The following is an 11,272-nucleotide window of genomic DNA, read 5'->3' as shown; positions in this document are numbered from 1 at the left end:
CCCGGACCCGCCCACGGACCCGGTCACGGGGAGGGCTCCGCCGGGCCGGGGACCGGGAGGTCGTGGGCGGTGGAGAGGAGCTGGAGGCCCAGGCGGAGGCGGCGGCGGGCCTCCTCCTCGGTGATGCCGAGGTCGGTGGCGGTCTGCCGGTAGGTCCTGCGGCGCGCGTACGCCTGGTCGATGGCCTCGCGCAGCGGGCGCGGCATCGCACGCGCGATGTAGTCGGCGCGCGCCGCCGCGGCGGCCCGGTGGATACGGGTCTCGGCCGCCTCGGCGCGGGCCCGGCCCTCCTCCGTACCGGCCCCGGCGCCCAGCAGCTCCTCCGTCTCGGACTGCCGCAGCCGCCGGACGGCCTCGACGCGGGCCAGCGCCGCGAGGTGGGAACGGAGCGGTTCGCGCGCGGGCTCGTACCGCTCGGGCGCCTCCCACAGCAGCGCGAAGACGTCGTGGGTGACCTGCGCGGCGGCCTGGTCGTCGCCGAGGACGCGGCGGGCGAGGCCGTGCACGAGCGGCGCGAAGCGGTCGTACAGCTCGCCGAGCGCCGCCGCCTCCCCGCGTTCGAGCCGCTGCCGCAGTCGCGCGTCGCGGCGGCGTGCCTCCTCCATCGGCCGAAGACCCCCTGGCTGTCCGGGTGCGGCTCCCGGGGACCGGCTCCGCACCGCTGTTCAGCCCATCATCCCCTTCCGCGCCCCGAAGGGAAGGTCCCCCCGTGCTTCCGTGCGCTCCTTTACGGCAATGTGCGCCCTCTGCGAGCCTGGAGGTGGTATTGGGCGGACGAATTGCCCGGTTCACCCCCGCACGCGACAGAAGGGGGAAAGTTCGATGAACCAGGCCCCCGCTCCGTGCGTCCTTCACCAGGGGCACGGGGGCGCAGGGGGCGCGCGGGGGAAGTGTGACGGTGTACACGGCCGTTTCGGGGAAGGTCCCCGGGGTAGCGGCGGGTTCACCGAGGAGCAGAAGCGGAACGGGAGCTTCCGGAGCGCGGAGGCGGAAGTCGAGCGGAAGGCGTAGGACGTGGAATTCCAGGTCACCGACGAGGAGCGGGACGGCTGGGCCGTGCTGCGCGTCGCGGGAGAGATGGATCTCGTCTCCTCGCCGTCCGTGCGGCAGCGGGTGCACGAGGCGGTGGCGCGCGGGCGGCACAGCGTCGTGCTGGACCTGTCCGAGGTCCACTTCTGCGATTCGAGCGGCGTCGGCGTGCTCATCGCCGCGCGGCGTCTCATGCGCTCGTGTCACGGCCGGTTGCGGATCGTGCTGCCGGCGCGGGGCGCCGAGGAGGGTTCGCACGTGAACCGGGTGCTCGCCGCGCTGGGCGTGCGGCGGCTCTTCGAGGTGTACCCGGACGTGACGAGCGCGCTGCTGGAGGACGTGAGCCCGCTCTCGGCGTGACCGGGCGGCGGCCGCGTACCTCCCCCGCCGCGTGACCCCTGTCACCTGGTGAACACCTGCGCGCCCGGCCGCTCTGTCCTGCGAGGACGCGTCCCCGGGCGGCGTCACCGTGCGCGACCGGGTGGTCACTCCGGTACCTTCGGTGCAATGCGAGTGGTGTGGGCTTCCCCGGGGGACCGGGCGGGGCGGAGTGGCGCGGCGGCCTGTTCGACTGCTCGCGCGGGGCGTCGCACAGTATGCCTCAGGCGTACTCCTTCGTGCGGGAATATGCCCGAAGCGCTTGTTGGGGTGACAGCGCGTCAATCATGCTGTCTCGTCCCGGGATCACGGTCGGTGATCCACAGTGCCCAGCGGCGGCGGACCCCGTGCCCGCCGGTTCGGATGGTGTGAGCGGTGCAGGTGCGACAGGTGCAGCTCGAAATCGGTCCCGATCCCGCCGAGGTGGGCCGCGCCCGCAGATGGGTGCGCTCCCGGCTCGCCGGTTCGGGCATAGGGGCGGACGAGGCGGTCGCCGAGACCCTCGTGCTGCTCGTCTCCGAACTCGTCACGAACGCCGTCGTGCACACGGGCCGCCCCGCGCTGCTGCGCATGCGCCTGCCGGACATCCCGCGCCCCGCGGTCAGTACGGTACGGGTCGAGGTCTGCGACGAGTCGACGCGCGCCCCGCAGCCGCGGCACGCCGCCGAGGCGGACACCAACGGGCGCGGCCTGGAACTCGTCGAGTGCCTCGCGGACCGCTGGGGCTGGAGCCCGGCGCGGGCCGGGAAGAGCATCTGGTGCGAGGTGGACCGTCAGGCCCCCGCCGCCTGTCTGCTCGCGGCGCGCGCGCTGTCCACAGGCTGTGGACGCGGCCCGTCCTGACCGCCGGGGGGCGGGGCGCCCCGGAAGGTGCGGCGGTAGGCGGTCGGGGTGACGCCGAGGGTCGCGCGCAGGTGCTGCCGCAGTGACTGCGCGCTGCCGAAGCCGCAGGTCCCGGCGACGCGTTCCATCGGGAGCGCGGTCGTCTCCAGGAGGTAGCGGGCCTGCTCGACGCGCTGCCGGGTCAGCCAGGCGCCCGGGCTCTCGCCGGTCTCCTCGCGGAAGCGGCGCGTGAAGGTGCGTACCGACATGGCGACCCGGGCCGCGAGCCGGTGCAGCGGCAGCGGTTCGTGCAGCCGCTCCAGCGCCCAGGCGCGGGCCGGGGCCGTCGAATCGCCGTGCGCGGCGGGCACGGGCCGTTCGATGAACTGCGCCTGCCCGCCCTCGCGGTAGGGCGGTACGACGGTGTGCCGGGCGACGTCGGCGGCGACGGCGGCGCCGTGGTCGCGCCGTACGACGTGCAGGCACAGGTCGATCCCGGCGGCGACGCCCGCCGAGGTGAGCACGTCGCCGTCGTCGACGAAGAGGACGTCCGCGTCGACGGCGACGCGCGGGAAGAGGCGCTGGAAGCGGGCCGCCGAGCTCCAGTGGGTGGCGGCGGGGCGGCCGTCGAGGAGCCCGGCGGCGGCGAGCACGAAGCCGCCCGTGCAGATCGACATGAGGCGCGTGCCGGGGCGTATCCGGCCGAGCGCGGCGGCGAGCAGCGGTGTGAGACGGCCCTCCTCGTGGACCGGGCCCAGCTCGTAACTCGCCGGGATCAGCACGGTGTCGGCGCTCGCGAGCGCCTCGGGGCCGTGCGTGACGAGGATCGTGAAGTCCGCCTCGGCGCGGACCTCGCCCGGCGGGCGCGCCGAGCACGTCACGACCTCGTAGAGCGGGGCGCCGCTCGCGTCCTTCGCGCGGCCGAAGATCCGCTGCGGGATGCCGAGTTCGAAGGGGAGGACGCCGTCGAGGGCGAGGACGACGACGCGGTGCGGGCGGGGCGTACGGGGCATGGCCCGATCCTAGCGAAGCGTGTCCTTCGGGCCAATGGTTCCGGGCGGGCGCGCACGCGAAGCTGGCCGCATGACGCAGACAGAGCACCCCGCGCCGCTCCGGTCGGCCCCCAAGTCGCCGCGCGTGCACCGGGCTTGGTGGGTCGCGGTGGTCACCTTCGTGACGATCGTCGGTGCCGCCGCCTTCATGTCGGTCCCCGGCCTGCTCATCGACCCGCTGCACGGCGAGTTCGGGTGGTCGCGCGGGACGATCGGCTTCGCCGTCTCGGTCAACCTCGCGCTGTACGGGCTGACCGCGCCGTTCGCCGCCGCGCTCATGGACCGCTTCGGCATCCGCCGCGTCGTGGCGCTCGCGCTGCTCGTCATCGCGGGCGGCTCGGCGCTCACCGTCACGATGACGACCTCCTGGCAACTGATCCTGTACTGGGGCGTGCTGGTCGGCCTCGGCAGCGGTTCGATGGCGCTCGCCTTCGCCGCGACGGTCACCAACCGCTGGTTCCTCGCACGGCGCGGCCTCGTCACGGGCATCCTCACGGCGGCCGGCGCCTCCGGCCAGCTCGTCTTCCTGCCCCTCCTCTCCTGGATGATCGAGCACCACGGCTGGCGCCCGGCCTCGATCACGGTGGCGCTCACGGCGGCCGCCGTCGTCCCACTCGTCTGGCTGCTGCTGCGCGACCACCCGGCGGACGTCGGGCTCGCGCCGTACGGGGCGGGGGAGTTCGTCCCGAAGCCGCCGCCCGCGACGGGCGCGGCGCGGCGCGCGCTGACGATCCTCGGACGCGCCGCCCGCACCGGCCCCTTCTGGCTCCTCGCCGGGTCCTTCGCGATCTGCGGGGCCTCGACGAACGGCCTCGTCAAGACGCACTTCGTGCCGGCCGCGCACGACCACGGCATGCCGGTGACGGGCGCGGCCTCGCTCCTCGCGGTGATCGGCCTCTTCGACGTCATCGGCACGGTCGCATCCGGCTGGCTCAGCGACCGCTTCCCCGCCCGCCGCCTCCTCGCCGTCTACTACTCGCTGCGCGGCCTGTCCCTCCTCTTCCTCCCGCTCCTGCTCCGCGCCTGGGACGAGCCGCCGATGCTCCTCTTCATCGTCTTCTACGGCCTCGACTGGGTCGCCACGGTCCCGCCGACCGTCGCCCTGTGCCGGGAGCACTACGGCGAGGACAGCGCGATCGTCTTCGGCTGGGTCCTCGCCGCCCACCAGCTCGGCGCGGCCCTGGTCGCCTGGCTGGGCGGCGTGGCCCGCGACACCTTCGGCTCGTACGACGTGGTGTGGCTGGCGTCGGGCGGGCTGTGCGCGGGGGCGGCACTGATGGTGCTGGCGCTGCGGGGAGCGGCGCGGGAGTGAGGCGGCGGGGGCGGGGGTGATCTTCCCCGGGCAGCCGATTCCCGCCCCTTCCGTATACGTGGGCGTATACGGGAGGGGGTAGGGTTCACGCATGAGCAACGACGTGATGATCCGGGTGCCGGCCGCGGTTCGCGACCGCCTGGCGGTGCTCGCGGAGTCGAGGGGCGTGTCCATCAGAGCGCTCGTCGAGGAGTACGTGGAGGCCGACTTCACGGACGAGGAGCGCCGCGAGCGCGCCGAACGGGCCCGCGAGTACATGGCCGAGCACTTCGGGGTCCGGGTCACGGACGAGGAGTCCGCGGCGATGGCCGCGAAGCTCCGCGACGCCGCCGCGCGGCAGGAGTCCTCCGCCGCGTGATCAAGCACCACTTCGTCCTCGACGCCGCGACACTGCTCGGCCTCGGTGGGCACCGGCAGGTCTCGGCGCTGATCCACACCGCTTACGCGGACCCCGAGGTCCGGCTCTGGGTGCCGCTCCTGGTGCTCGCCGAGGCCGAGCGGGAGCGACCGGGACTCAGTGAGCACGTCGGGCAACTCAATGTCCTGCACACGCTCGATGTCGACTACACGGCGTTGCACACGGTCGCGGAGCTGGTCAGGGACGGCACTCCCTGGGGCGTGGCGGCAGCGGTGCAGGCCGTCCGTGCCCTGCCCGTGTGGCACCTGACGGGATCTGTCGCCACGGTCGACGCGGCAGCGTACGAGCAGCACACCGTCCCGGTCGTGGACCTGCTGCGCTGAGGCGAGGGACCCCGGGCGGAGCCCGGAGGGCCGGCGGCGCTGCGCCTCCGTGGGTGCTTTCTGACGGGAACAACGGCGATGCGGTCACCGGGACTTGGCGATCCTCGTCGCGATGCGCTCCGCGTCCAGGGCGAGTTCGCGGAGCATGCCGCTGATCGGGTTGGTGTAGCCGGTGAAGTAGAGGCCGGGGGCGTGCTTCGCGGTGCGGGGGCCGTGGGTGCGGGGGCGGCCGTTGGGGTGGAGGACGTCGAGGTGGCCGACGAGCGGTTCGAGGCCGCGCCGGTAGCCGGTGGCGGCGACGATCGCGTCGGGCTGTATCCGTGAGCCGTCCGCGAGGACGACCTCGCCGTCCGCGAACTCCTCGACGGCGGCGACCGGTTCGACCGTCCCGGCGCGTACAGCGGCGATCAGCCCGACGTCCTGTACGGGGATCGCGCCCTGCCGCGCCCGCGTGTAGAGGCCGCCGCGGGGCCGGGGCAGGCCCTTGTCGGTGAGGTCGGGCACGGAGAGGCGGCACACCGGGTCGGCGAGCAGGTCGACGAGGGCGACCGGCAGCCGCCGGATCAGGATGCCGGTGCGCTGCGCGGGCCAGCCGAGCGTCGAACGGCGCAGGATGTACGGGGGAGTCCGCACCGCGAGCCGGACGCGCGCGGCGCCGCCCCCGGCGAGGTCGACGGCGATCTCGGCGCCCGTGTTGCCGACGCCGACGACGAGCACGTCCTTGCCCCGGAAGGGTTCGGGAGAGCGGTACGCGCCGGCGTGCAGCAGCTCGCCCGCGTACGCGTCGCGACCGGCCCAGTCCGGCACGTACGGCGTGTGGTTGAAGCCCGTCGCGACGACGACGGCGCGCCCTTCGAGCACCCGCCCGCCCCCGGCCCGCAGCCGCCAGCCGCCCCCTTCGGGAAGCGCCTCGATCCGCTCGACGGCCACCCCGGTGAGGACATCCAGCTCGTGGAACTCGGCGTATTTCTCCAAGTACGTGACGACATCGTCGCGGCCGACCCAGCGCCCGAAGCGGCGCGGCATCCTCAGCCCGGGGAGCGAGGAGAGCTTGCGGGTGGTGTGCAGGTGCAGCCGGTCGTAGTGGCCGCGCCAGGAGGCGCCCACCGCGTCGGCCTTCTCGACCACGACGGCGGGCACCCCGCGCCCGCGCAGCGCCGCCGCCACGGCGAGCCCGCCGGGCCCCGCGCCGATGACGTAGACGGGGGCGAGGGCGGCGGCGGTCGGGGCTTCGGGCATGTACCGGAGAGTAGTGTCCGGCGGAGCGGCCGGGACCGGCACCGTGGAGAAACCGGTTGCGAATGGATCACGGCCGCACGGACGATGCGCCATGACGACCGCGACCGCCCCCGCCTGGCACCTGATCCCCGCCGACGCCGCCACCTTTCTCGACCGCGCCGCGCCCCTGCTCCGTACCGCGTCGGCGGCGCACACCGTGGTGCGGAGCGTGGCCCGCAACGTCTGCGGCGATCCGGCCCGTTACGGCACGGAGACCCCGTACTTCGCCACGTACGAGGAAGCCGACGGCACCGTGCGCGGCCTCGCACTGTGGACCCCGCCGTACGCGGTCCTCGCGGGCCCGCTGCCCGAGAGTGCGGGCGCGGCGCTCGCCGAGACGCTGCACGGGGCGGGGCTGCGGCCCGGGGGCGTCCTCACGACCCCGGAGGCGGCCGAGGAGTACGCGAAGCGGTGGACCTCCCTCACCGGCACCCCGCTGCGCCCGGGCCGCCGCAACCGTCTCCACGCCCTCGGTACCCTCGTGCCACACCGCGTCCCCGGCCGCGCCCGCCCGGCCACGGACGCCGACGCGGACCTCCTGACCGCCTGGTTCCGGGGCTTCAGCGCCGACATCGACGAGCGCCCGCCCTCCGACCCGGTGGTCTGGACGGCGGACATCCTCGCCAAGGGCACGTGCCTTCTGTGGGAGACCCCCGGGGGCACCCCCGTCGCGATGGCCGCGCGCACGCCCGCCACCGGGGGCAGCACGCGCGTCACGACGGTCTACACCCCGCCCGCGCACCGCCGCCACGGCTACGCGGCGGCCGTGACGACGGCGGTGACGGAAGCCGCGCTCGCCGGGGGCTGCACGGAGATCCTTCTCAACACCGATGTCGCCAACCCGACGAGCAACGCGCTGTACCGGCGCCTGGGTTACCAGCCGGTGCGGGACTTCCAGGCGTGGACCGAGTGAGGGCGGCCGGGGGGGGGGCGTCGGGGCACTACGGCCACAGCAGCTCGCGCGCCCAGCCGTCCGCGTGGAGCGTGTAGCGGACCCGTACGTGCCGTCGTGCCTGATCGCCCTGGAAGAACTCGATCTCCTCGGGGGGCAGGTGGTAGAGCGTCCAGTCCGGGGCGTCGGCGTCCGGTTCGCGCTGGGCGCGGGCCCAGGCCGCGTCGGCGGCCGTGCGGAGGACGGCCGGGGAGTCGAGGGGTTCGCTCTGGTGGGCCGTGAGGGCGGCGGCGAGGGCGCCGGGGGAGTGGGCGTGCAGGTCGGCGAGCGCCTCGGTGTGCGGGGCGGGCGCGACGGGGCCGCGGACGCGGACCTGGCGGCCGAGTACGGGCCAGTAGAGGCACAGGGCCGCGTACGGGTGTTCGGCGAGCTGGCGGCCCTTGCGGCTGTCCGCGTGCGTCGCGAAGGAGAAGCCGGCGTCCTCGTCCGCGTCGTGCAGCATGACGATCCGCACGTCGGGGAGGCCGTCGGCTCCGGTGGTCGCGAGCGAGACGGTGTGCGGCTCGACGGCTCCCGCGTCCGCCGCCTCGGCGAACCACTGGCGGAAGAGCGGCAGGGGGCGGCCCGGGACCTGGTCGGGGTCGAGCGCGGGCAGTGTGGTGCGGCGGGGGTCCCAGACGCGCTGCTCGTGGAGCAGGGCGCGGAAGGACTCGGGGCCTGGGTCGACGGCGTCGTCGTGTGCGCTGGCGGACATGGGCCGATTGTGCGCTCTCGGGCGGCGCGGTGGCGCGCTCTCGCGCGCTGCGGTCGTCGGCCTCGCGCGGCCCGGCCGGTCAGGGTGGCCGCTCGCGCGGCCCGGCCGGGCGGAAGGCCCTGGGGCGGGGTCAGCGGGTCGGCTTGCGGCCCGTGACGCCGAGGTAGACGAGCTGCGAGAGCGCGGGCCGGATCTCGGCCTGCTTGGCGCCCCAGGAGCTGAAGCCCTTCTGGTGCGAGGCGACGCCCGCGAGCATCGTGACGAGCGCGCCCGCCGTCGCCGCCGGGCTCACGTCCTTGTCGACGCGGCCCTTCGACTGGAGTTCCTTGATCGCCGTCTGGAGCGAGGAATGCACGGAACCGAGGATCTTCACGCGCAGTTTGCTGAACCGCTTGTCGCCCTCGGCCGCGCCGAGATCGACGACGCGGAGCAGCGCCTCGTTCTTGCGCCACAGGTCCATGAACGAGTCCACGAGCTCCTGTGCGGTCTGCCAGCCCGTCTTTCCGGCCCAGCTGCGGCCCTCCAGGGAATCCGACAGTCCCGAACTCTCGGTCGCCAATTCGTCGGCGAGTTCCAGGACAGCGCCTTCCACGTCGGGAAAGTACTGGTAGAAGGTGGCGGGAGAGGTGCCGGCCTTGCGGGCCACGTCGATGACCTTCACATCGCGGTAGGGCGATGAGCCGAGCATCTCGCTGAGGCAGTCGAGCAGCTTCTGACGCGTCGCCTGCCCGCGCTCTCCGGCCACGCGGCCGTCGACGGTGCGTACGTGTGCTGTCATACCGTCAGCTTACCGAGACCGGCGTGTCGCGCTATTCGGCCGACTGCAAATGGGGAGCGCGCCTTGAATTGTGCGCCGATCGGTCTCTCAATTCCCTTGCCAGATACGGGAGAAGAGCGAGTGACATGATTTCCGAAGATCTTGCGCGGGTAATTCGAGAAGGCAATCGGGAGGGGTTTCCGCCGGGTCCGCCAATCGGGTTCTCCGGGCCGGGATGCGGGAATCGGAAAAGGCGAATAACGTGGAGAGGACCTGTGCCGGGAGGTGGTCGGGATGCCGGATTTCGCCGAGGGCGTGCCCTGCTGGGTGGACTGCGCGCTGCCCGACGCCGCCGCCGGGCGCCGCTTCTACGGGGCCCTGTTCGGCTGGACCTTCCGCGAGCCGCCGGGGGCGGGCGAGTCCACCGCGTACGTCGGGGCGCACCCCGTCGCCGGGCTCTACCGCAAGCCGGACGGCCGCCTCCCGACCACCTGGACGGTCCACTTCGCCACCCCGGACGCGCGCCGCCTCCTCGCCCGCGTCCTCGCGGCGGGCGGTACGGGCGTCAGCGGGCCCCAGGCCATCGGGGAACTGGGCGTACGGGCGCTCGCCGCCGACCCCGGCGGAGCGGTCTTCGGGCTCTGGCAGCCCGGCACGGACAAGGGCTTCCGCGAACTGACCGCGCCGGGCTCGTACGCCTGGAGCGAGGTGCGGACGAGGGACAGCGCGGCCGTCGACCCCTTCTACGAGCACGTCTTCCGCTACGTGGGGTACGACGTGCCGGGGGTGAGCGGCGAGCGCCTGTGGTCGCCCGAGGGGTCCGGGCCGGGGGTGGACACGGCGGTGCTCGGCCGCGCCGTGCTCGACGCCGCCGAGGTCCCCGCCGAACTCCCCGCGCACGTGCTCGTGCAGTTCCGGGTGGCGGACTGCGGACGCGCGGTCGAGGCGGCGCTGCGGCTCGGGGGGCGGCTGCGACGGGGGCCGAGCGAGACCGCGTACGGGATGTTCGCCGAGCTGGCGGACGACCAGGGCGCCGTGTTCGGGGTGGTCGCGGTGTAGCCCGTACCGCCCGGTAGGCCCGACCCCCGCCGCCTCGCCCCGCCCCCTCCCCGTAGCTCAGGACACTCCGGGACGCCACCCCGGTTAGCCAGGGCGGGTTTCGGAAGGAACAATCAGGGGGCACCGTGTGGCGGTGCACCGGGGCGGGCGCTGCGCAGGTGCCGCGCTCGTGGTCCCGGACGGGGAGGCGGCTGAGGAAGAGATGGACCAGCTCACACAGCACGATCCGCGACGCATCGGGCAGTTCGAGGTGCTGGGGCGGCTCGGCGCGGGCGGCATGGGCCTCGTGTACATGGCGCGGTCCGCCTCGGGGCGGCGGGTCGCGATCAAGACGGTGCGGGCCGAACTCGCGCAGGACCAGCTCTTCCGGGTGCGGTTCACGCGCGAGGTGGAGGCCGCCCGCGCCGTCTCCGGTTTCTACACGGCCGCCGTCGTCGACGCCGACCCGCGCGCTGCCGTGCCCTGGCTCGCGACCGCCTACGTGCCCGCGCCCTCGCTGGAGGAGATCGTCAACGAGTGCGGGCCGCTGCCCGCCAACGCGGTGCGCTGGCTCGCCGCGGGCGTCGCGGAGGCCCTGGAGTCGATCCACGGCGCCGGGCTCGTGCACCGCGACCTGAAGCCGTCGAACGTCCTCGTCATGCACGACGGCCCCCGCGTCATCGACTTCGGCATCGCCTCCGGCGTCTCCAACACCCGCCTGACGATGACGAACGTCGCCGTCGGCACCCCCGCGTACATGTCCCCCGAGCAGGCGAAGGACTCCCGCAGCGTCACGGGCGCGAGCGACATCTTCTCGCTCGGCTCCACGCTCGTCTTCGCCGCCACGGGCCACGCGCCCTTCCACGGCGCCAACCCCGTCGAGACGGTCTTCATGCTGCTGCGCGAGGGCCCCGACACGGAGGGCATGCCGGAGGAACTCCAGCCGCTCATCGAGTCGTGCATGGGCATGGAGGCGGCGATGCGCCCGAGCCCCGCCGACCTCCAGGCGTCCCTGTCGCCGCACCTCTTCGCGGCCGGCGCCGACGACAGCGGCACCGCCTCGGCGTGGCTGCCGGCGCGCGCGGTCGCGCTCATCGAGTCGAAGAGCCGGACGGGCATGGGCCCCCGGCAGCCCGCGCCCCCCAAGCCGGTGCCGCCGAGCCCGCCCGTACCGCCCCGGCCCCCCGTCGAACCCGCCGTCCCCCACCAGCCCGGCAAG

At 74.3% G+C, this 11,272-nt stretch carries 13 protein-coding genes; 8 read left to right on the top strand and 5 right to left on the bottom strand.

Annotation, left to right across the window (positions count from 1 at the left end; all coding sequences use genetic code 11):
- Positions 1-23: 23 nt before the first annotated feature.
- Positions 24-605, bottom strand: coding sequence for a sigma-70 family RNA polymerase sigma factor (locus G3I42_RS18990; protein WP_164287519.1), 582 nt, complete (start codon positions 603-605; stop codon positions 24-26).
- Positions 606-1,014: 409 nt separating this feature from the next.
- On the opposite strand from G3I42_RS18990, the gene G3I42_RS18985 reads away from it, so the two are divergent.
- Both G3I42_RS18985 and G3I42_RS18980 read left to right on the top strand, forming a co-directional pair.
- Positions 1,015-1,389, top strand: coding sequence for an STAS domain-containing protein (locus G3I42_RS18985; RefSeq protein WP_164287517.1), 375 nt, complete (start codon positions 1,015-1,017; stop codon positions 1,387-1,389).
- Between the two features lie 393 nt (positions 1,390-1,782).
- Positions 1,783-2,250, top strand: coding sequence for an ATP-binding protein (locus G3I42_RS18980; RefSeq protein ID WP_164287515.1), 468 nt, complete (start codon positions 1,783-1,785; stop codon positions 2,248-2,250).
- On the opposite strand, the gene G3I42_RS18975 is transcribed toward G3I42_RS18980, so the two are convergent.
- Positions 2,181-3,242, bottom strand: a complete 1,062-nt coding sequence (locus G3I42_RS18975; RefSeq protein WP_164287513.1) for a helix-turn-helix domain-containing protein — start codon at positions 3,240-3,242, stop codon at positions 2,181-2,183. The genes G3I42_RS18980 and G3I42_RS18975 overlap by 70 nt on opposite strands.
- Positions 3,243-3,312: 70 nt before the next feature.
- Between G3I42_RS18975 and G3I42_RS18970 the strand changes: the two genes are divergently transcribed.
- The 3 genes from G3I42_RS18970 (at position 3,313) to G3I42_RS18960 (ending at position 5,334) form a co-directional block, all read left to right on the top strand.
- Positions 3,313-4,593 (top strand): MFS transporter, encoded by a 1,281-nt coding sequence (locus G3I42_RS18970; protein WP_164287511.1) that lies wholly within the window; start codon positions 3,313-3,315, stop codon positions 4,591-4,593.
- Positions 4,594-4,684: 91 nt separating this feature from the next.
- Positions 4,685-4,951 carry a hypothetical protein gene (locus G3I42_RS18965; protein ID WP_164287509.1) on the top strand — a complete coding sequence of 89 codons (267 nt, stop codon included), beginning with the start codon at positions 4,685-4,687 and terminating at the stop codon, positions 4,949-4,951.
- Positions 4,948-5,334, top strand: coding sequence for a hypothetical protein (locus G3I42_RS18960; RefSeq protein WP_164287507.1), 387 nt, complete (start codon positions 4,948-4,950; stop codon positions 5,332-5,334). The genes G3I42_RS18965 and G3I42_RS18960 overlap by 4 nt, the downstream gene beginning before the upstream one ends.
- An 84-nt stretch (positions 5,335-5,418) precedes the next feature.
- Here G3I42_RS18960 and G3I42_RS18955 read toward each other — a convergent pair whose 3' ends face one another.
- Entirely contained in the window at positions 5,419-6,573 is a 1,155-nt protein-coding gene (locus G3I42_RS18955; RefSeq protein ID WP_164287505.1) for an NAD(P)/FAD-dependent oxidoreductase, read from the bottom strand.
- Positions 6,574-6,664: 91 nt separating this feature from the next.
- Between G3I42_RS18955 and G3I42_RS18950 the strand changes: the two genes are divergently transcribed.
- On the top strand, positions 6,665-7,525 hold the full coding sequence (locus G3I42_RS18950; RefSeq protein WP_164287503.1) for a GNAT family N-acetyltransferase: 861 nt from the start codon (positions 6,665-6,667) through the stop codon (positions 7,523-7,525).
- Between the two features lie 28 nt (positions 7,526-7,553).
- On the opposite strand, the gene G3I42_RS18945 is transcribed toward G3I42_RS18950, so the two are convergent.
- Complete coding sequence (locus tag G3I42_RS18945; RefSeq protein ID WP_164287501.1) at positions 7,554-8,258, bottom strand: pyridoxal 5'-phosphate synthase; 705 nt, start codon at positions 8,256-8,258, stop codon at positions 7,554-7,556.
- A gap of 130 nt (positions 8,259-8,388) precedes the next feature.
- Entirely contained in the window at positions 8,389-9,036 is a 648-nt protein-coding gene (locus G3I42_RS18940) for a TetR family transcriptional regulator (RefSeq protein ID WP_164287499.1), read from the bottom strand.
- Between the two features lie 273 nt (positions 9,037-9,309).
- Between G3I42_RS18940 and G3I42_RS18935 the strand changes: the two genes are divergently transcribed.
- Positions 9,310-10,074 (top strand): VOC family protein, encoded by a 765-nt coding sequence (locus G3I42_RS18935; protein WP_203607015.1) that lies wholly within the window; start codon positions 9,310-9,312, stop codon positions 10,072-10,074.
- Between the two features lie 202 nt (positions 10,075-10,276).
- Positions 10,277-11,272, top strand: a 996-nt coding sequence (locus G3I42_RS18930; protein ID WP_164287495.1) for a serine/threonine-protein kinase, incomplete at its 3' end; no start/stop codon positions are given.

Origin of the sequence: Streptomyces sp. SID11385 (assembly GCF_010548245.1) — a bacterium.
Classification (GTDB): domain Bacteria; phylum Actinomycetota; class Actinomycetes; order Streptomycetales; family Streptomycetaceae; genus Streptomyces.
Note: the sequence above shows the minus strand (reverse complement) of the source record. Positions and strands in the feature narration are given on the sequence as shown.